17 protein-coding genes and 1 pseudogene are annotated in these 19,340 nt (G+C 49.9%); 10 read left to right on the top strand and 8 right to left on the bottom strand.

Annotated features, from left to right (window positions below):
- Nucleotides 1-136: 136 nt before the first annotated feature.
- Both mobB and mobA read right to left on the bottom strand, forming a co-directional pair.
- A complete protein-coding gene (mobB, locus tag AACU19_RS15260; RefSeq protein ID WP_000907615.1) occupies nucleotides 137-664 on the bottom strand; it encodes a molybdopterin-guanine dinucleotide biosynthesis protein MobB in 528 nt (175 codons plus the stop codon).
- Nucleotides 646-1,230 (bottom strand): molybdenum cofactor guanylyltransferase MobA, encoded by a 585-nt coding sequence (gene mobA, locus AACU19_RS15255; protein ID WP_039021162.1) that lies wholly within the window; start codon nucleotides 1,228-1,230, stop codon nucleotides 646-648. Before mobA ends, mobB begins: the two co-directional genes overlap by 19 nt.
- A 69-nt stretch (nucleotides 1,231-1,299) precedes the next feature.
- Here mobA and AACU19_RS15250 point away from each other — a divergent pair, with 69 nt between their 5' ends.
- The 4 genes from AACU19_RS15250 (at nucleotide 1,300) to AACU19_RS15235 (ending at nucleotide 4,860) form a co-directional block, all read left to right on the top strand.
- Nucleotides 1,300-1,569 (top strand): YihD family protein, encoded by a 270-nt coding sequence (locus AACU19_RS15250; protein WP_001295263.1) that lies wholly within the window; start codon nucleotides 1,300-1,302, stop codon nucleotides 1,567-1,569.
- A gap of 76 nt (nucleotides 1,570-1,645) precedes the next feature.
- The gene (gene srkA / locus AACU19_RS15245; protein ID WP_105279139.1) at nucleotides 1,646-2,632 is read left to right on the top strand and encodes a stress response kinase SrkA; all 987 of its coding nucleotides are present in this window, start codon (nucleotides 1,646-1,648) and stop codon (nucleotides 2,630-2,632) included.
- Nucleotides 2,633-2,648: 16 nt separating this feature from the next.
- Nucleotides 2,649-3,275, top strand: coding sequence for a thiol:disulfide interchange protein DsbA (gene dsbA, locus AACU19_RS15240; RefSeq protein ID WP_000725337.1), 627 nt, complete (start codon nucleotides 2,649-2,651; stop codon nucleotides 3,273-3,275).
- A gap of 154 nt (nucleotides 3,276-3,429) precedes the next feature.
- Nucleotides 3,430-4,860: a YdgA family protein gene (locus tag AACU19_RS15235; protein ID WP_105279138.1), complete on the top strand. Its 1,431-nt coding sequence runs from the start codon at nucleotides 3,430-3,432 to the stop codon at nucleotides 4,858-4,860.
- Nucleotides 4,861-4,900: 40 nt separating this feature from the next.
- On the opposite strand, the gene AACU19_RS15230 is transcribed toward AACU19_RS15235, so the two are convergent.
- A complete protein-coding gene (locus AACU19_RS15230; RefSeq protein WP_024212204.1) occupies nucleotides 4,901-5,833 on the bottom strand; it encodes an acyltransferase in 933 nt (310 codons plus the stop codon).
- A gap of 363 nt (nucleotides 5,834-6,196) precedes the next feature.
- Here AACU19_RS15230 and polA point away from each other — a divergent pair, with 363 nt between their 5' ends.
- Together polA and AACU19_RS23760 are read left to right on the top strand one after the other, a co-directional pair.
- A complete protein-coding gene (gene polA / locus AACU19_RS15225) occupies nucleotides 6,197-8,983 on the top strand; it encodes a DNA polymerase I (RefSeq protein ID WP_105279137.1) in 2,787 nt (928 codons plus the stop codon).
- Nucleotides 8,984-9,148: 165 nt separating this feature from the next.
- Nucleotides 9,149-9,196, top strand: coding sequence for a spot 42 RNA, inhibition of DNA synthesis (locus tag AACU19_RS23760; protein ID WP_071892919.1), 48 nt, complete (start codon nucleotides 9,149-9,151; stop codon nucleotides 9,194-9,196).
- 137 nt (nucleotides 9,197-9,333) lie between these two features.
- Here the strand turns inward: AACU19_RS23760 and yihA are convergent, their stop codons facing one another.
- Nucleotides 9,334-9,966 carry a ribosome biogenesis GTP-binding protein YihA/YsxC gene (gene yihA / locus AACU19_RS15220; protein ID WP_000183349.1) on the bottom strand — a complete coding sequence of 211 codons (633 nt, stop codon included), beginning with the start codon at nucleotides 9,964-9,966 and terminating at the stop codon, nucleotides 9,334-9,336.
- Nucleotides 9,967-10,262: 296 nt separating this feature from the next.
- Between yihA and AACU19_RS15215 the strand changes: the two are divergent.
- The 3 genes and pseudogenes from AACU19_RS15215 to hemN all read left to right on the top strand — a co-directional run bounded on the left by AACU19_RS15215 (nucleotide 10,263) and on the right by hemN (nucleotide 12,619).
- Nucleotides 10,263-10,429 (top strand): annotated as a pseudogene (locus AACU19_RS15215) (hypothetical protein).
- A gap of 118 nt (nucleotides 10,430-10,547) precedes the next feature.
- Entirely contained in the window at nucleotides 10,548-11,057 is a 510-nt protein-coding gene (gene yihI, locus AACU19_RS15210; protein ID WP_001295266.1) for a Der GTPase-activating protein YihI, read from the top strand.
- 188 nt (nucleotides 11,058-11,245) lie between these two features.
- On the top strand, nucleotides 11,246-12,619 hold the full coding sequence (gene hemN / locus AACU19_RS15205) for an oxygen-independent coproporphyrinogen III oxidase (protein ID WP_000116093.1): 1,374 nt from the start codon (nucleotides 11,246-11,248) through the stop codon (nucleotides 12,617-12,619).
- 228 nt (nucleotides 12,620-12,847) lie between these two features.
- Here hemN and AACU19_RS15200 read toward each other — a convergent pair whose 3' ends face one another.
- From AACU19_RS15200 to glnA, 4 genes are all read right to left on the bottom strand, one after another.
- Nucleotides 12,848-12,958, bottom strand: a complete 111-nt coding sequence (locus tag AACU19_RS15200; protein WP_000893994.1) for a YshB family small membrane protein — start codon at nucleotides 12,956-12,958, stop codon at nucleotides 12,848-12,850.
- A gap of 111 nt (nucleotides 12,959-13,069) precedes the next feature.
- A complete protein-coding gene (glnG, locus tag AACU19_RS15195; protein WP_001188777.1) occupies nucleotides 13,070-14,479 on the bottom strand; it encodes a nitrogen regulation protein NR(I) in 1,410 nt (469 codons plus the stop codon).
- 11 nt (nucleotides 14,480-14,490) lie between these two features.
- Nucleotides 14,491-15,540, bottom strand: a complete 1,050-nt coding sequence (glnL, locus tag AACU19_RS15190; protein WP_000190577.1) for a nitrogen regulation protein NR(II) — start codon at nucleotides 15,538-15,540, stop codon at nucleotides 14,491-14,493.
- Nucleotides 15,541-15,714: 174 nt separating this feature from the next.
- Nucleotides 15,715-17,124, bottom strand: a complete 1,410-nt coding sequence (gene glnA / locus AACU19_RS15185) for a glutamate--ammonia ligase (RefSeq protein ID WP_157945121.1) — start codon at nucleotides 17,122-17,124, stop codon at nucleotides 15,715-15,717.
- 372 nt (nucleotides 17,125-17,496) lie between these two features.
- Between glnA and typA the strand changes: the two genes are divergently transcribed.
- Entirely contained in the window at nucleotides 17,497-19,320 is a 1,824-nt protein-coding gene (typA, locus tag AACU19_RS15180; RefSeq protein ID WP_000570668.1) for a ribosome-dependent GTPase TypA, read from the top strand.
- Nucleotides 19,321-19,340 lie beyond the last annotated feature (20 nt).

Here is a 19,340-nt window from a genome sequence, read left to right as displayed (position 1 = left end):
GGGTCTCCCCATGCGAGAGTAGGGAACTGCCAGGCATCAAATTAAGCAGAAGGCCATCCGTCAGGATGGCCTTTTTGCGCTGGTGCAGAAAAAGGTCGGATGCGACGCTGGCGCGTCTGATCCAGACTACTCTTGCTTATCCGTCCTGATTTTGCATCCACTCCACCACAAAATCAGCCAGCCCCTCAACATCATTAATATCCAGTAACGCGACATCAAGATTAAGCGGCACATCACTGGCTACAGCAATAACATGTCTGTCTATCACTAATTCTTCCGGTCGATGTCCGGCTCCATCGCGAAACAGCACAATCTTTGCGATCTCTTCATGCTTAAACCCTTCGACCAGAATCAAATCCAGCTTTGAGGTATCCATCCGGCTTGCGAGAAAATGTAGATCCAGCTCTTCTTCGTCTGGCGTTTCCGTCATCAAAGCCCATCGTTGCTGGCTGGCAACGATGGTTTGCGCCGCGCCAGCCTTGCGCAGTTCATAGCTATCTTTGCCTGGCTTATCAACATCCATATCATGATGCGTATGCTTAATCAGTCCCGGACGGATCCCTCTGGCGCATAATGCCGGGATCAGTTTTTTCAGCAGCGTAGTTTTTCCAGTGCCGCTCCACGCGGCAAAGGCGAGTAACGGTATCATCGTTTTTCCTGCCATCGGGCAAGCTCCTCTGGCGTATTCACGTTTACAAATGCATCTTTATGATCGCTGAAATCGACCGCGTGACCGCCAGCCAGACGCATAAATGCCATTACCCGGCGTTCTCCTGCTTGCAGATATTCCAGTAATAAAGGCTCAATTGCGCGGTTTACCAGAGCAATAGTCGGGTGATCGCGTTCACCGTCGTGGACCCACACGACAGGCGCATCTTTGCGCTGATGATTAAGCCTGGCGGCTAAATCATGGGGAATGTAAGGCGTATCGCATGGACAAAACAAAAACCACTCACCAGGTTCCTGCTGCATTACTGAAAGCATTCCTGCCAGAGGGCCTGGGTAATCCGCCAGTGAATCTTCAATCACTTTCAGACCGCTTGCCTGATAGATTTCCTGATGACGATTAGCATTAACCACGACGTGAGAGAGCTGCGTCATAAGCGCGTCAGCGACATGTTGCCATAATGGTTTGCCGTTTAATTCAAGCAATCCTTTATCTACGCCGCCCATTCGTCTGGCTTTACCGCCCGCCAGCACAACGCCTGTTATCGTCGTCATCAGATTCACCGATATCGCCTCTTTTATTGTGGGATTGACCCTGCTAACGTGTCTGTCTCAAGAGTAAGGAGCATCACTATGAAATGTAAACGTCTGAATGAAGTTATTGAACTCCTCCAGCCAGCCTGGCAAAAAGAGCCAGACCTTAACCTGCTGCAATTTTTGCAGAAACTGGCGAAAGAGTCAGGTTTTGACGGCGAACTGGCGGATTTGACGGATGACATTCTGATCTATCACCTGAAAATGCGTGATTCCGCGAAAGATGCGGTGATCCCGGGTTTGCAGAAAGATTATGAAGAAGATTTCAAAACGGCGCTATTACGCGCACGTGGCGTAATTAAAGAGTAAAAGCTTGTAAGCGGCGCAACCAAAATCATCGTGAAATGATATCCTTCATCATTCGTAATGTTTTCCGGATGATGGGATGAACAACAGCGCTTTTACTTTCCAGACACTACACCCGGATACCATCATGGACGCTCTGTTTGAGCATGGGATCCGGGTGGATTCCGGTCTTACCCCGCTTAACAGCTATGAAAACCGTGTCTATCAATTTCAGGACGAAGAGCGTCGACGTTTTGTCGTCAAATTTTATCGCCCTGAACGTTGGACAGCCGATCAAATCCTCGAAGAACATCAATTTGCGTTGCAGCTGGTTAACGATGAAGTTCCGGTCGCAGCACCTGTGGCCTTTAATGGTCAGACTTTATTGAATCATCAGGGATTTTATTTCGCTGTTTTTCCAAGCGTCGGTGGTCGCCAGTTCGAAGCTGATAATATCGATCAGATGGAAGCGGTTGGGCGTTATTTAGGGCGTATGCACCAGACGGGGCGCAAACAGCTTTTTATCCATCGCCCGACCATCGGTCTGAATGAATACCTCATTGAGCCACGCAAGCTGTTTGAGGACGCTACATTGATACCTTCCGGGTTAAAAGCGGCATTCCTGAAAGCGACAGATGAGCTGATCGCCGCCGTTACAGCACACTGGCGGGAAGATTTTACCGTTCTGCGGCTACATGGAGACTGCCACGCCGGGAATATTCTCTGGCGCGATGGTCCAATGTTCGTTGATCTGGATGATGCACGTAATGGTCCGGCTATTCAGGATTTGTGGATGTTGCTCAATGGCGATAAAGCTGAGCAGCGGATGCAACTGGAAACTATTATTGAGGCTTATGAAGAATTTAGCGAGTTCGACACCGCTGAAATCGGACTGATTGAACCTTTACGCGCCATGCGTTTGGTTTATTATCTTGCCTGGCTAATGCGGCGTTGGGCTGATCCCGCGTTCCCGAAAAATTTTCCGTGGTTAACCGGGGAAGATTACTGGCTGCGACAGACGGCGACTTTTATAGAACAGGTAAAAGTTCTACAAGAACCCCCTTTACAATTAACACCTATGTATTAATCGGAGAGAGTAGATCATGAAAAAGATTTGGCTGGCGCTGGCTGGTTTAGTTTTAGCGTTTAGCGCATCGGCGGCGCAGTATGAAGATGGTAAACAGTACACTACCCTGGAAAAACCAGTTGCTGGCGCGCCGCAAGTGCTGGAGTTTTTCTCTTTCTTCTGCCCGCACTGCTATCAGTTTGAAGAAGTTCTGCATATTTCTGATAACGTGAAGAAAAAACTGCCGGAAGGCGTGAAGATGACTAAATACCACGTCAACTTCATGGGGGGTGACCTGGGCAAAGATCTGACTCAGGCATGGGCAGTGGCGATGGCGCTGGGCGTGGAAGACAAAGTCACTGTTCCGCTGTTTGAAGGCGTACAGAAAACCCAGACCATTCGTTCAGCATCTGATATCCGCGATGTATTTATCAACGCAGGTATTAAAGGTGAAGAGTACGACGCGGCGTGGAACAGCTTCGTGGTGAAATCTCTGGTCGCTCAGCAGGAAAAAGCCGCAGCTGACGTGCAATTGCGTGGCGTTCCGGCGATGTTTGTTAACGGTAAATATCAGCTGAATCCGCAGGGTATGGATACCAGCAATATGGATGTTTTTGTTCAGCAGTATGCTGATACTGTGAAATATCTGTCCGAGAAAAAATAATTCATTGTGAATTACATAAGGCCCGTGAATATTCACGGGCTTTTTTTATTATTTAATAAATATAAATACATTCTGATAATGCGTCCTGCCGCTGGACATTATTTCAGCATAAGTGGATATTCAAAGTTTTGCTGTTTTATCAGGGAATATTTATATGATACGTAAGTCAGCTACAGGTGTTATTGTTGCGTTAGCCGTAATCTGGGGTGGTGGCACATGGTACACAGGTACGCAAATTCAGCCTGGTGTCGAAAAGTTCATTAAAGATTTTAACGATGCTAAAAAGAAAGGTGAACATGCCTACGATATGACGTTAAGTTATAAAAACTTTGACAAAGGCTTTTTTAATTCTCATTTTCAAATGCAAATGACATTTGATAACGGTGCACCCGATCTCAATATCAAGCCAGGCCAGAAAGTTGCATTTGATGTGGATGTTGAGCACGGTCCGTTGCCCATCACAATGTTAATGCGTGGTAATGTCATCCCCGCACTGGCAGCGGCAAAAGTGAACTTAGTGAATAATGAACTGACACAACCGCTATTTATCGCCGCAAAAAATAAATCGCCTGTGGAAGCGACATTGCGATTCGCGTTTGGTGGCTCATTCTCCACGACATTAGATGTTGCCCCTGCAAAATATGGAAAGTTTTCTTTTGGTGAAGGCCAGTTTACTTTTAATGGTGATGGTAGCTCATTGTCTAACCTGGATATTGAAGGCAAAGTCGAAGATATTGTTCTGGAATTATCGCCATTGAACCAAGTAACGGCGAAAAGTTTTACCATTGATTCTCTAACGCGATTAGAAGAAAAGAAATTTCCGGTTGGCGAAAGCGAGTCGAAATTCAATCAGATTAACATTATCAATCAGGGAGAAGACGTTGCCCAAATCGATGCTTTCGTTGCAAAAACCAGGCTGGATCGCGTTAAAGACAAAGATTATATCAATGTCAATCTGACCTACGAACTTGATAAGTTAACAAAAGGAAATCAGCAACTCGGTAGTGGTGAGTGGTCCTTGATTGCGGAATCTATTGATCCCTCAGCGGTGCGCCAATTTATCATTCAGTATAACATTGCGATGCAGAAGCAGCTTGCTGCACACCCTGAGTTAGCAAACGATGAAGTTGCTCTGCAAGAAGTGAATGCTGCATTGTTCAAAGAGTATTTACCGTTATTACAAAAAAGTGAGCCGACCATTAAACAACCGGTAAGATGGAAGAACGCACTCGGCGAACTAAATGCCAATCTGGATATCAGTATTGCCGACCCAGCCAAATCCTCATCATCCACAAACAAAGATATTAAATCGCTCATTTTTGATGTGAAGTTACCGCTTAATGTCGTCACAGAAACCGCAAAACAGCTTAATTTATCTGAAGGAATGGATGCTGAAAAAGCGCAAAAGCAGGCTGATAAACAAATCAGCGGGATGATGACATTAGGTCAGATGTTTCAGTTAATCACGATTGACAACAATACCGCCTCGCTGCAACTGCGTTATACACCGGGTAAAGTTGTTTTTAACGGACAGGAAATGAGCGAAGAAGAATTTATGTCTCGTGCCGGACGTTTTGTTCATTAAAATACTCACTCGCCTCTGCTCATTCAGAGGCGAGTAAAACTTACTTATTCTGACGCTGTGATGACATCAACGACGTCAGAAGTCGGTCTTTTTCCTGCCACAGTGAGTTCAGCCATTGCTGAAAATGGCGCTTAAAGCTTTTGTCATTGATGTAGTCGCCATGTAACTCATCGGCAATAGGCTGTAAATCCACATGTACGACAATTCGCGTCAGTTTACCGCTTAACATATCGAAGAACGGCTGACGGTTATTGTCGGGATAACACAGCGTAACATTAAGCAGTTTATCGAATTGTTTACCCAGTACATTTAGCGCCATCGCAATGCCTGCCGCCTTTGGTGGCAACAAGTTTTGAAAAGTGGAGTGGGTTTGCTGATGTTTTTCTTGCGTGAAACGGGAGCCTTCAACGAAATTGACAATGGTGGTGGGGTGCAGGCGAAACTTTTCACAAGAACGCCGTGTGGTTTCAACATCTTTACCACGTCTCTCCGGATGACGTAATAAATAAGCGCGGGAATAACGCTTCATAAACGGCATATCCAGCGCCCAGCATGCCAGGCCAAGAAATGGCACCCAGGCAAGCTGCTGCTTGAGGAAATATTTATTCATCGGAATGTGCTTACGAAACAGCACGCACAGTACGACAATATCTGCCCAACTACGGTGGTTACAAATAAGCAGATACCAGTTCTTCTTACTTAACCCTTCCAGCCCGTGAACTTCCCATTGCAGGTGTGGGTTCAGATGCAGTAATACCGCCAGACTTTCACACCAGCAATACATCATAAAATCACAAAAACGCGAAACCTTTCGCCAAATGACTGGCACAGGTAGCAATAGTTTTACAATCCCGGCAATGATGATCGGGACGGAGCAAAAAATAGTGACCAAAATGGTCAATACGATACTCAGCAAAAGGGTTATCGCAGCGAGTATTCTCGTCATAATGAATTTATTCAAAAGGTTAGCCATAGACAGTGCGCTAAAGAAGCGCAAGGCGCCGATTTTAGCAGAAAACGCCCCAAATAACGGATGATCCTTAAGGAGAAAAATAATTCATATCTATCCACATTAGAAAAAATCCCATTATCACAATTATTAGGGATGGCTTTATATTTAACTGTATGAAAAGCAAAGACAAACATCATGCTGTAAAAAGCATGATAATAAATTAAAAGCGATGTAAATAATTTATGCACAAAGTTATCCACATGACGATTTGCGAGCGATCCAGAAGATCTACAAAAGATTTTCACGAAAAGCGGTGAAAAACTCATGTTTTCATCCTGTCTGTGGCATCCTTTACCCATAATCTGATAAACAGGCACGGACATTATGGTTCAGATCCCCCAAAATCCACTTATCCTTGTAGATGGTTCATCTTATCTTTATCGCGCCTATCACGCGTTTCCCCCGCTGACTAACAGCGCAGGCGAGCCGACCGGTGCGATGTATGGTGTCCTCAACATGCTGCGCAGTCTAATCATGCAATATAAACCGACGCATGCAGCGGTGGTCTTTGACGCCAAGGGAAAAACCTTTCGTGATGAACTGTTTGAACATTACAAATCACATCGTCCGCCAATGCCGGACGATCTGCGAGCACAAATCGAACCTCTGCACGCGATGGTTAAAGCGATGGGACTGCCGCTGCTGGCGGTTTCTGGCGTAGAAGCGGACGACGTTATCGGTACTCTGGCGCGCGAAGCCGAAAAAGCCGGGCGTCCGGTGCTGATAAGCACAGGCGATAAAGATATGGCGCAGCTGGTGACGCCAAATATTACGCTTATCAATACCATGACGAATACCATCCTCGGCCCGGAAGAGGTGGTGAATAAGTACGGCGTGCCGCCAGAACTGATCATCGACTTCCTGGCGCTGATGGGTGACTCCTCTGATAACATCCCTGGCGTACCGGGCGTCGGTGAAAAAACCGCGCAAGCATTGCTACAAGGTCTTGGCGGACTGGATACGCTGTATGCCGAGCCAGAAAAAATTGCTGGGTTGAGCTTCCGTGGCGCGAAAACAATGGCGGCGAAGCTCGAGCAAAACAAAGAAGTGGCTTATCTCTCTTACCAGCTGGCGACGATTAAAACCGACGTTGAACTGGAGCTGACCTGTGAACAACTGGAAGTGCAGCAACCGGCGGCGGAAGAGTTGTTGGGGCTGTTCAAAAAGTATGAGTTCAAACGCTGGACTGCTGATGTCGAAGCGGGCAAATGGTTACAGGCTAAAGGGGAAAAACCAGCCGCGAAGCCGCAGGAAACCAGTGTTGCAGACGAAGCGCCAGAAGTGACGGCAACGGTGATTTCTTATGACAACTACGTCACCATCCTTGATGAAGTAACACTGAAAGCGTGGATTGCGAAGCTGGAAAAAGCGCCGGTATTTGCATTTGATACCGAAACCGACAGCCTCGATAACATCTCTGCCAACCTGATCGGGCTTTCTTTTGCTATCGAGCCAGGCGTAGCGGCATATATTCCGGTTGCTCATGATTATCTTGATGCGCCCGATCAAATCTCTCGCGGGCGTGCACTCGAGTTGCTAAAACCGCTGCTGGAAGATGAAAAGGCGCTGAAGGTCGGGCAAAACCTGAAATACGATCGCGGTATTCTGGCGAACTACGGCATTGAACTACGTGGGATTGCGTTTGATACCATGCTGGAGTCCTACATTCTCAATAGCGTTGCCGGACGTCACGATATGGACAGCCTCGCGGAACGTTGGTTGAAGCACAAAACCATCACTTTTGAAGAGATTGCGGGTAAAGGCAAAAATCAACTGACCTTTAACCAGATTGCCCTCGAAGAGGCCGGACGTTACGCCGCCGAAGATGCAGATGTCACCTTGCAGTTGCATCTGAAAATGTGGCCGGATCTGCAAAAACACAAAGGGCCGTTGAACGTCTTCGAGAATATCGAAATGCCTTTGGTGCCGGTGCTTTCACGCATTGAACGTAACGGTGTGAAGATCGATCCGAAAGTGCTTCATAATCATTCTGAAGAGCTCACTCTACGTCTGGCTGAGCTGGAAAAGAAAGCGCATGAAATTGCAGGTGAAGAATTTAACCTTTCTTCCACCAAGCAGTTGCAAACCATTCTGTTTGAAAAACAGGGTATTAAGCCGCTGAAGAAAACACCGGGTGGCGCGCCGTCAACGTCGGAAGAGGTACTGGAAGAACTGGCGCTGGACTATCCGTTGCCAAAAGTGATTCTGGAGTATCGTGGTCTGGCGAAGCTGAAATCGACCTACACCGACAAGCTGCCGCTGATGATCAATCCGAAAACCGGGCGTGTACATACCTCTTATCACCAGGCAGTAACCGCAACGGGACGTTTATCGTCAACCGATCCTAACCTGCAAAACATACCCGTGCGTAACGAAGAAGGTCGCCGTATCCGCCAGGCGTTTATTGCGCCAGAAGATTATGTGATTGTCTCGGCGGACTACTCGCAGATTGAACTGCGCATTATGGCGCATCTCTCGCGTGACAAAGGCTTGCTGACCGCATTCGCGGAAGGAAAAGATATCCACCGGGCTACGGCGGCAGAAGTGTTTGGTTTGCCACTGGAAACCGTCAGCAGCGAGCAACGCCGTAGCGCGAAAGCGATCAACTTTGGTCTGATTTATGGCATGAGTGCTTTCGGTCTGGCGCGGCAATTGAACATTCCACGTAAAGAAGCGCAGAAGTACATGGACCTTTACTTCGAACGCTACCCTGGCGTGCTGGAGTATATGGAACGCACCCGTGCTCAGGCGAAAGAGCAGGGCTACGTTGAAACGCTGGACGGACGCCGTCTGTATCTGCCGGATATCAAATCCAGCAATGGTGCTCGTCGTGCAGCGGCTGAACGTGCAGCCATTAACGCGCCAATGCAGGGAACCGCCGCCGACATTATCAAACGAGCGATGATTGCCGTTGATGCGTGGTTACAAGCTGAGCAACCGCGTGTGCGTATGATTATGCAGGTACACGATGAACTGGTATTTGAAGTTCATAAAGATGATGTCGATGCCGTCGCGAAGCAGATTCATCAACTAATGGAAAACTGTACCCGTCTGGATGTGCCGTTGCTGGTGGAAGTGGGGAGTGGCGAAAACTGGGATCAGGCGCACTAAGATTCGCCTGAACATGCCCTTTTTTCGTAAGTAAGCAACATAAGCTGTCACGTTTTGTGATGGCTATTAGAAATTCCTATGCAACAACTGAAAAAAAATTACAAAAAATGCTTTCTGAACTGAACAAAAAAGAGTAAAGTTAGTCGCGTAGGGTACAGAGGTAAGATGTTCTATCTTTCAGACCTTTTACTTCACGTAATCGGATTTGGCTGAATATTTTAGCCGCCCCAGTCAGTAATGACTGGGGCGTTTTTTATTGGGCGAAAGAAAAGATCGTAATGCCTGATGCTTCTCAGGCCTATGCCAGAGCCGGATACGCCACATCCGGCACAAGCATTAAGGCAAGAAAATTATTCGCCGTCCTGCGTTTCTTCTACAGGCTGCATCTCGCTAAACCAGGTATCCAGTTTCTGCCGCAGCTTGTCCACGCCTTGTTTCTTCAGTGAAGAGAACGTTTCAACCTGCACATCACCGTTAAACGCCAGCACTGCTTCACGCACCATATTCAATTGTGCTTTACGTGCGCCGCTTGCCAGTTTGTCCGCTTTGGTCAGCAGCACCAGAACGGCGATATTACTGTCTACCGCCCACTCAATCATCTGCTGATCCAAATCTTTCAGCGGATGGCGAATATCCATTAGCACCACCAGACCTTGCAGGCTCTGACGTTTTTCGAGGTATTCGCCGAGCGCGCGTTGCCATTTGCGCTTCATCTCTTCCGGGACTTCCGCGTAGCCATAGCCGGGCAGGTCAACCAGACGCTTGCCGTCAGCCACTTCAAACAGGTTGATAAGCTGGGTGCGCCCTGGGGTTTTTGAGGTCCGCGCCAGGCTTTTCTGGTTAGTCAGCGTGTTCAGCGCGCTGGATTTACCTGCGTTGGAACGGCCTGCAAAAGCCACTTCAATTCCGGTATCGGAAGGTAGGTGGCGAATATCAGGCGCACTCATCACAAAATGCGTCTGTTGATAATTCAAATTAGTCAAAGCGGTCGTCTCCGTCAGTCAAAGCTTTGCGGCGATTATACCTGAACCATAATAAAAGGCGGATTTTTCGGCGTGAGCGTTGTAAGTAAAAGCCATACGCTTTGTGAGACATTGCCGATAGTCTTTATGCGAAATAGCAGAGAAAATTCTGCGATGCATGTCAAATAAGCTATATAAATCAGTTAATTGCTTTTATATAAAACTCTGAAAATGTGCAAATACTGATGGCGGTTGATTGTTTGTTTAAAGCAAAGGCGTAAAGTAGCACCCATAGAGCGAGGACGCTAACAGGAACAATGACTCAGGATGAGGGTCAGGAGCGCCAGGAGGCGAAGACAGAGGATTGTCAGGAAGACAAACGTCCGGAGACGTAATTAAACGGAAATGGAATCAACACGGATTGTTCCGGCTAATGGAAAAACAGGGTGTGTTGGCGGCCTGCAAGGATTGTAAGACCCGTTAAGGGTTATGAGTCAGGAAAAAAGGCGACAGAGTAATCTGTCGCCTTTTTTCTTTGCTTGCTTTCTGTTAGATTCCGCCGCAAATCTATACTGAATAAAACGGCTAAAAGACGAACCATTATGAAACCATCATCTTCAAACTCACGCAGCAAAGGTCATGCAAAAGCGCGTCGAAAAACACGCGAGGAGCTGGATCAGGAAGCTCGTGACCGCAAGCGTCAGAAAAAACGTCGTGGTCATGCGCCGGGCAGCCGCGCAGCGGGCGGTAACACCACGTCAGGCAGCAAAGGCCAGAACGCACCGAAAGATCCACGTATTGGCAGTAAAACCCCTATTCCATTGGGCGTGACTGAAAAAGTCACCAAACAGCACAAACCGAAGAGTGAGAAACCTATGCTTTCACCGCAGGCGGAGTTGGAGTTACTGGAAACGGATGAGCGTCTGGATGCGCTGCTGGAACGTCTGGAGGCAGGCGAAACCCTGAGCGCCGAAGAGCAATCCTGGGTGGATGCCAAACTGGATCGTATTGATGAGTTGATGCAGAAACTCGGCCTCTCTTATGACGATGACGAAGAAGAGGAAGAAGACGAGAAGCAAGAAGACATGATGCGTCTGCTGCGGGGCAACTAACGGATTGCCGCCGTGGGCCTTCCCGTTCTGCTGATAACCCTTCCGGTTATATGTTATCTGGTGTGGTTATTCGTTAAACTACAGCGGTTGTCGCGGCGACAAAAGTGGCTGCGCAACCGGCTGATGACTCGAAACGGGCATCCGCCGGTACGCCGTAGCCGCCAGAGACGCCATCGGAAGGAGTGAGCATGTCTGTACAGCAAATCGACTGGGATCTGGCCCTGATCCAGAAATATAACTATTCCGGGCCACGATACACCTCGTACCCGACCGCGCTGGAGTTTTCAGAAGACTTCGGCGAACAGGCGTTTTTACAAGCCGTGGCGCGCTATCCTGAGCGTCCATTATCTCTCTACGTACATATCCCGTTCTGCCATAAGCTTTGTTACTTCTGCGGTTGCAATAAGATTGTTACTCGCCAGCAGCACAAGGCCGATCAGTATCTGGACGCGCTGGAGCAAGAAATCGTCCATCGTGCACCGCTGTTCGCCGGGCGTCACGTCAGCCAATTGCACTGGGGCGGTGGTACGCCGACGTATCTGAACAAAGCGCAAATCAGCCGACTGATGAAGTTGCTGCGCGAAAACTTCCAGTTCAATGCCGATGCGGAGATTTCGATCGAAGTCGATCCGCGGGAAATCGAACTGGATGTACTCGATCATTTACGCGCCGAAGGCTTTAATCGCCTGAGCATGGGCGTGCAGGACTTCAACAAAGAAGTGCAACGTCTGGTTAACCGCGAGCAGGATGAAGAGTTCATCTTTGCACTGCTTAACCATGCGCGTGAGATTGGCTTTACCTCCACCAACATCGACCTGATTTACGGCCTGCCGAAACAGACGCCGGAGAGTTTCGCCTTTACCCTGAAACGCGTGGCGGAGCTGAACCCCGATCGTCTGAGCGTCTTTAACTATGCGCATCTGCCGACCATTTTTGCTGCTCAGCGAAAAATCAAAGATGCTGACCTGCCGAGTCCACAGCAAAAACTCGATATCCTGCAGGAAACCATCGCCTTCCTGACACAATCGGGCTATCAGTTTATCGGTATGGATCACTTTGCTCGCCCGGATGACGAGCTGGCGGTGGCCCAGCGTGAAGGCGTGCTGCATCGTAACTTCCAGGGCTACACCACTCAGGGCGATACCGATCTGCTGGGGATGGGCGTTTCCGCCATCAGCATGATTGGCGACTGCTACGCGCAGAACCAGAAAGAGTTGAAGCAGTACTATCAGCAAGTGGATGAACAAGGCAATGCGCTGTGGCGTGGTATTGCGCTAACGCGTGATGACTGTATTCGCCGCGATGTGATTAAGTCGCTCATCTGCAACTTCCGTCTGGATTACGCCCCCATTGAGCAACAGTGGGATTTGCACTTCGCTGATTACTTTGCAGAAGATCTCAAGCTGCTTGCCCCGTTAGCAAAAGATGGGCTGGTGGATGTGGATGAGAAGGGGATTCAGGTAACGGCGAAAGGTCGCCTGCTGATCCGCAACATTTGCATGTGCTTTGATACCTATCTGCGCCAGAAAGCGCGGATGCAGCAGTTCTCACGGGTGATTTAAATGGTGAATGGCGCTTCGTTTACAAAGTAGAAAACGAAAGCGCCATCAATGTGCTGAGAACAAGATTGCTTGATGCGCTGGTTAAGAAAACCTGTTGAAATTATTGCTTTTGTAGGCCGGATAAGGCGTTTACGCTGCATCCGGCATCTGAGCATGATGCCTGATGCGACGCTGGTCGCGTCTTATCAGGCCTACGACTTTCTCCGCATCCGGCATAAACAACGAGCTTCAGCTAAACAGCCCAATCATCGCGGCACACAGCACGGCAGCAACAGCAGTTTGCGGTGTATGGCTGTCAACTGCGCCACTCGATACGAGATTAATTATTGATTCCAGCATAATGACTCTCCCCGTTTTCCGGGCAAGATCATACTGAACTTATCGGAACAGTAAAGCGCAAAATACCAGCAATTTGCGCTCAATAATCAATCTTTACACACAAGCCGTGAATCACTCCATCCCCAGCTCTTTTAACTTACGCGTCAGGGTGTTGCGACCCCAGCCAAGCAACCGCGCCGCTTCTTGTTTATGCCCCTGCGTATGTCGCAACGCGGTCGTCAGTAACGTCCGCTCAAGCTCAGGCTGCGCTTCGGAAAGCAGATTTTGATGACCGGAACGCAGCGCTCTGTCTGCCCACTGCGCTAACAGCGTTGCCCAACTGTCCGGTTGCATTTGCGAAGTACTCTCCGCAACCGTTGATTCAAACAGTTCGCCAGGCAAATCCTGAATCAACACTTCCTGCCCGGCGGCCATCACCGTTAGCCAGCGACAGGTGTTTTCCAGCTGGCGTACGTTACCCGGCCACGCCAGACGCGTCAGCGCGGCTTCGGTTTCCGGATGCAGCAACTTCGCTTCTACGCCCAGTTCGCGCGCGGCAACCTGCAGGAAATGGCGCGCCAGACGGGGAATATCTTCCCGACGCTCGCGCAGCGGCGGCAGATGAACGCGGATAACGTTCAGGCGGTGGAACAAATCCTCACGGAACTTGCCTTCCTGTACCCGCTGTTCGAGATTCTGGTGGGTTGCAGCGATAATCCGCACATCCACTTTCACCGGCGCATAGCCGCCAACGCGATAAAACTGACCGTCTGCCAGCACGCGCAGCAAACGCGTCTGCACATCGAGCGGCATATCGCCAATTTCATCGAGGAATAAAGTGCCGCCATCGGCCTGTTCAAAACGCCCCTGACGAATAGTATTCGCGCCGGTAAACGCGCCTTTCTCGTGACCGAACAGTTCTGATTCGATCAAATCCTTCGGGATAGCCGCCATATTCAGCGCGATAAACGGCGCTTTGGCTCGAGGACTGTGGCGATGCAGGGCATGAGCGACCAGTTCTTTACCGGTGCCGGATTCGCCGTTAATCAGCACGCTAATAGAAGAACGTGAAAGCCGACCGATAATCCGGAACACGTCCTGCATGGCTGGCGCTTCGCCGATGATATCGGTCGTCGGGCCGTTAAGCTGAACATTACGCGGTTGCTGCTGTTCCTGATAATGGCTGATGGCGCGCTCAACCAGCGCCACGGCTTCGTCGATATCAAACGGTTTGGGCAGATAATCAAACGCCCCTTGTTGATAGGCGCTGACGGCAGCATCCAGATCGGAATGTGCGGTCATAATGATGACCGGAAGCATCGGATGGCGCTGTTTAATCTGCTTGAGCAGCGCAAGCCCGTCCATTCCCGGCATACGGATATCTGAAAGCAGCACATCCGGCGTTTTGCTCGCCAGCGCCTCCAGTACTTCCGCGCCGTTCTCAAATGTCGTACAGGTTAAACCCGCTCCAGCGAGCGCACGTTCAAGCACCCAACGGATGGAACTATCGTCATCGACTACCCAGACTATCCCTCGTTGCATAAACGTCACCTTTATTTCCTGATAGGCAGGTAAACCGAGAACTCGGTATGACCTGGCCAACTGGTAAATTCAATTTTGCCTGAATGCTGATCAATCAAATTACGGGCGATGGATAAGCCAAGCCCGGTGCCACCTTCGCGGCCGCTGACCATCGGGTAAAACAGCGTATCCTGCAAATGAGGCGGAATGCCTGGCCCGTTATCTTCCACATCAATCCGCGCTGCCAGCCGATAGCGCTCGCCGTGTAAGGTCAGTTGAAACGCGGTGCGGGTACGCAGAATGATTTCACCACCTTCCGGCCCCAGCGCCTGTAGCGCATTGCGCACAATATTCAGCAATACCTGTTCAATTTGATCCGGGTCGTGCGCCAGTTCCGGCAGGCTGGGGTCGTAATCACGAATCAACCGCACGTTGTCCGGCAGTTCCATCGACACCAGCGTCACCACGCGTTCAGCCACTTTGTGAATACTTTCGGTAACGCGCGTACCGGGCAGTTGCGGCCCCAACAGACGGTCGACCAGATTTCGCAGCCGATCCGCCTGTTCAATAATCACTTTGGTATATTCCAGCAGTGACGGGTCAGGTAATGCTTTGCTGAGCAACTGCGCTGCACCACGTAAACCGCCAAGCGGATTTTTAATCTCATGCGCCAGGCCGCGCACTAAATCACGGGCAGCAACCTGCTGGGCGTGCTGTAGCTGTTCCTGACTTAAGCGGCGCTGGTTATCCATCGGTGCCATCTCCAGCAGGATCATGCCGTCCGGCATACGCTGGGCCGTCACAGAAAGGATATGCGAGCGACCGTCGATCACCAGCGTCACTTCGTTATCGGTAAAACCTTGCCCCGCCTCCAGACTTTCTTGCATCAGCTCGATATTTAATGAGAAGTAGCTCAACAGTTCCGGTAACGGCGTACCAAACAATTTGCGGGAGCTTTGGGCGAGCAGTTGTTGCGCGGCGGGGTTGGCGTAATGGATTGCCAGGTTGTCATCAATTAACAAAATACTGTTAATCAGCGAGTTGAGGATCTGCCCAGCATCGGGCTGCGTGCCTGTTGCCATAAAGCAGTCTCCTGAACAGGTTGCACCATTTTAGTGCATTATAGCTTTTTACGGATAAAAAGCGCGAAGCATCAAAGAAGTTACGGAGAAAAAAGCCCATGCAGAGATGGGCTGAAAGTTTCCACGGCAACTAAATCCCGGCCTTCTTAGCACCGGGTAGTACAACTTCAACTATTAGACGCTGTAGTACAGCTCAAACTCTACCGGATGCGGAGTCATACGCACGCGGTCATTTTCTTCGCGACGCAGAGCGATGTACGCATCAATGGCTTCGTCAGTGAACACGCCACCGGCTTTCAGGAACTCGCGGTCCAGATCCAGTTCGTTCAGTGCTTCTTCCAGAGAGCCTGCAACCTGTGAGATCTCTTTCGCTTCTTCTGGCGGCAGGTCATACAGGTTTTTGTCCATGGCTTCGCCTGGGTGGATCTTGTTCTTGATACCATCAAGACCGGCCATCAGCAGGGCAGCAAAGCACAGGTACGGGTTAGCCGCTGGGTCCGGGAAACGGACTTCGATACGACGTGCTTTCGGAGAAGAAACCACTGGAATACGGATAGACGCAGAACGGTTACGCGCAGAGTAAGCCAGCATTACTGGTGCTTCGTAGCCCGGGACCAGACGCTTGTAAGAGTTGGTGGTCGGGTTTGCCAGGGCGTTAATCGCTTTAGCGTGTTTGATTACACCGCCAATGTAGTACAGCGCCTGCTCAGACAGACCTGCGTATTTGTCGCCTGCGAACAGGTTAACGCCGTTTTTAGACAGCGACATGTGGCAGTGCATACCGGAGCCGTTATCACCGAACATCGGTTTTGGCATAAAGGTCGCAGTTTTACCGAAGCGGTGCGCTACGTTGTGCACAACATATTTGTAGATCTGAATTTCGTCAGCTTTTTTGGTCATGGTATTGAAGCGGGTAGCCACTTCGTTCTGACCAGCAGTCGCTACTTCGTGGTGATGGGCTTCAACCACCAGACCCATCTGTTCCATCACCAGACACATTTCAGAACGAATATCCTGAGCAGAGTCTACTGGTGGCACCGGGAAGTAACCGCCTTTCACTGCCGGACGGTGACCTTTGTTACCACCTTCGTATTGGGTGGAGGAGTTCCATGCGCCTTCGATATCGTCGATAGCAACGTGGGAACCGGAGATAGAAGATCCGAAACGGATGTCATCGAACAGGAAGAATTCAGGTTCTGGCCCGAACAGTACGGTGTCGGCAATGCCAGTAGAACGCAGGTAATCTTCAGCGCGCTTCGCGATGGAACGCGGGTCACGGTCATAGCCTTGCAGGGTGCCTGGTTCAAGGATATCGCAACGGATAATCAGGGTAGAGTCCGCGAAGAACGGGTCAATCACTGCGGTGGATGCGTCTGGCATCAGCACCATGTCGGATTCGTTAATGCCTTTCCAGCCGCCAATCGAGGAGCCGTCAAACATTTTGCCTTCTTCGAAGAATTCAGCATTCACCTGATGAGCAGGGATAGTGACGTGCTGTTCTTTACCTTTGGTGTCGGTGAAGCGCAAATCAACAAACTTCACTTCGTGCTCGTTCAGCATCGTCAGTACGTGTTCAGCGGACATACTTTAACTCTCCTGGATTGGTCATGGTCGTCGTGGTAACGAAATCTGCAATTATTTTGGCCGTGTCGCCGTAAAAAAGATAAAGCGAAAACTGTGCCAACTTTTAAATTGCCCCTAAAAGGCGTTATCATGCGCACCATCGTGCAAAAGGGCTGCACCACGATGTTAATGTTGCACCAATATAGTGCTTCAATGGAAACATTAAGCACCATATTGGTGCAATGACCTTTGGATAACCCTTTTTATGCTCCGTGAAAGCGATCACAAAGGGACTCTGCAATACTTGTTTGCGGAGGATGTTTGTGATCCTGTTTTGTAGTGCGATTAATCCGTGTACAATAACGCGCTATTTCTAATGCCTGAGGCAAAGTTGTGATCGAAAAATTGCGTAATATCGCCATCATCGCGCACGTAGACCATGGTAAAACCACCCTGGTAGACAAGCTGCTCCAACAATCTGGTACGTTCGACTCTCGTGCCGAAACCCAAGAGCGCGTGATGGACTCCAACGATTTGGAGAAAGAGCGTGGGATTACCATCCTCGCGAAAAACACCGCTATCAAATGGAATGATTACCGTATCAACATCGTTGATACCCCGGGGCACGCCGACTTCGGTGGTGAAGTTGAACGTGTAATGTCCATGGTAGACTCAGTGCTGCTGGTGGTTGACGCATTTGACGGCCCGATGCCGCAAACGCGCTTCGTAACCAAAAAAGCGTTTGCTTACGGCCTGAAGCCAATTGTTGTTATCAACAAAGTTGACCGTCCTGGCGCGCGTCCTGACTGGGTTGTGGATCAGGTATTCGACCTGTTCGTTAACCTCGACGCGACTGACGAGCAGCTGGACTTCCCGATCGTTTACGCTTCTGCGCTGAACGGTATCGCCGGTCTGGACCACGAAGATATGGCGGAAGACATGACCCCGCTGTATCAGGCAATTGTTGACCACGTTCCTGCGCCGGACGTTGACCTTGACGGTCCGTTCCAGATGCAGATTTCTCAGCTCGATTACAACAGCTATGTTGGCGTTATCGGCATTGGCCGCATCAAGCGCGGTAAAGTGAAGCCGAACCAGCAAGTTACTATCATCGATAGCGAAGGCAAAACCCGCAACGCGAAAGTCGGTAAAGTGCTGGGCCACCTCGGTCTGGAACGTATCGAAACCGATCTGGCGGAAGCTGGCGATATCGTGGCGATCACGGGCCTGGGCGAACTGAATATTTCTGACACCGTTTGCGACACGCAAAACGTTGAAGCGCTGCCGGCACTCTCCGTTGATGAGCCGACCGTTTCTATGTTCTTCTGCGTTAACACCTCGCCGTTCTGCGGTAAAGAAGGTAAGTTCGTAACGTCTCGTCAGATCCTCGATCGTCTGAACAAAGAACTGGTACACAACGTTGCGCTGCGCGTAGAAGAAACCGAAGACGCCGATGCGTTCCGCGTTTCTGGTCGTGGCGAACTGCACCTGTCTGTTCTGATCGAAAACATGCGTCGTGAAGGTTTCGAACTGGCGGTATCCCGTCCGAAAGTTATCTTCCGTGAAATCGACGGTCGTAAACAAGAGCCGTATGAAAACGTGACGCTGGACGTTGAAGAACAGCATCAGGGTTCTGTAATGCAGGCGCTGGGCGAACGTAAAGGCGACCTGAAAAACATGAATCCAGACGGTAAAGGCCGCGTACGTCTCGACTATGTGATCCCAAGCCGTGGTCTGATTGGCTTCCGTTCTGAGTTCATGACCATGACCTCTGGTACGGGTCTGTTGTACTCCACCTTCAGCCACTATGACGACGTACGTCCGGGTGAAGTGGGTCAGCGTCAGAACGGCGTGCTGATCTCTAACGGTCAGGGTAAAGCGGTAGCGTTCGCGCTGTTCGGTCTGCAGGACCGTGGTAAGCTGTTCCTCGGTCACGGTGCAGAAGTTTACGAAGGTCAGATTATCGGTATTCACAGCCGCTCTAACGACCTGACTGTAAACTGCCTGACCGGTAAGAAACTGACCAACATGCGTGCTTCCGGTACTGACGAAGCCGTTGTTCTGGTTCCGCCTATCCGCATGACTCTGGAACAAGCTCTGGAGTTCATCGATGATGACGAACTGGTAGAAGTGACTCCGACCTCTATCCGTATTCGTAAACGTCACCTGACGGAAAACGATCGTCGTCGCGCCAACCGCGCACCGAAAGACGATTAATTTCGTTTTTTAGTCATAAA

This window comes from Escherichia sp. MOD1-EC4550 (assembly GCF_963876935.1).
GTDB classification, from domain to species: Bacteria; Pseudomonadota; Gammaproteobacteria; order Enterobacterales; family Enterobacteriaceae; genus Escherichia; species Escherichia coli_F.
The sequence above is the reverse complement of the archived record's forward strand: the minus strand, read 5'-3'. Positions and strand labels throughout refer to the sequence as shown.

Excerpts from the sequence above, each read along its gene's own strand:
- mobB (WP_000907615.1), bottom strand. The coding sequence starts at position 664 with ATGGCAGGAAAAACGATGATACCGTTACTCGCCTTTGCCGCGTGGAGC.
- AACU19_RS15250 (WP_001295263.1), top strand. The coding sequence starts at position 1,300 with ATGAAATGTAAACGTCTGAATGAAGTTATTGAACTCCTCCAGCCAGCC.
- srkA (WP_105279139.1), top strand. The coding sequence starts at position 1,646 with ATGAACAACAGCGCTTTTACTTTCCAGACACTACACCCGGATACCATC.
- dsbA (WP_000725337.1), top strand. The coding sequence starts at position 2,649 with ATGAAAAAGATTTGGCTGGCGCTGGCTGGTTTAGTTTTAGCGTTTAGC.
- AACU19_RS15235 (WP_105279138.1), top strand. The coding sequence starts at position 3,430 with ATGATACGTAAGTCAGCTACAGGTGTTATTGTTGCGTTAGCCGTAATC.
- AACU19_RS15230 (WP_024212204.1), bottom strand. The coding sequence starts at position 5,833 with ATGGCTAACCTTTTGAATAAATTCATTATGACGAGAATACTCGCTGCG.
- polA (WP_105279137.1), top strand. The coding sequence starts at position 6,197 with ATGGTTCAGATCCCCCAAAATCCACTTATCCTTGTAGATGGTTCATCT.
- yihI (WP_001295266.1), top strand. The coding sequence starts at position 10,548 with ATGAAACCATCATCTTCAAACTCACGCAGCAAAGGTCATGCAAAAGCG.
- hemN (WP_000116093.1), top strand. The coding sequence starts at position 11,246 with ATGTCTGTACAGCAAATCGACTGGGATCTGGCCCTGATCCAGAAATAT.
- AACU19_RS15200 (WP_000893994.1), bottom strand. The coding sequence starts at position 12,958 with ATGCTGGAATCAATAATTAATCTCGTATCGAGTGGCGCAGTTGACAGC.
- glnG (WP_001188777.1), bottom strand. The coding sequence starts at position 14,479 with ATGCAACGAGGGATAGTCTGGGTAGTCGATGACGATAGTTCCATCCGT.
- glnL (WP_000190577.1), bottom strand. The coding sequence starts at position 15,540 with ATGGCAACAGGCACGCAGCCCGATGCTGGGCAGATCCTCAACTCGCTG.
- glnA (WP_157945121.1), bottom strand. The coding sequence starts at position 17,124 with ATGTCCGCTGAACACGTACTGACGATGCTGAACGAGCACGAAGTGAAG.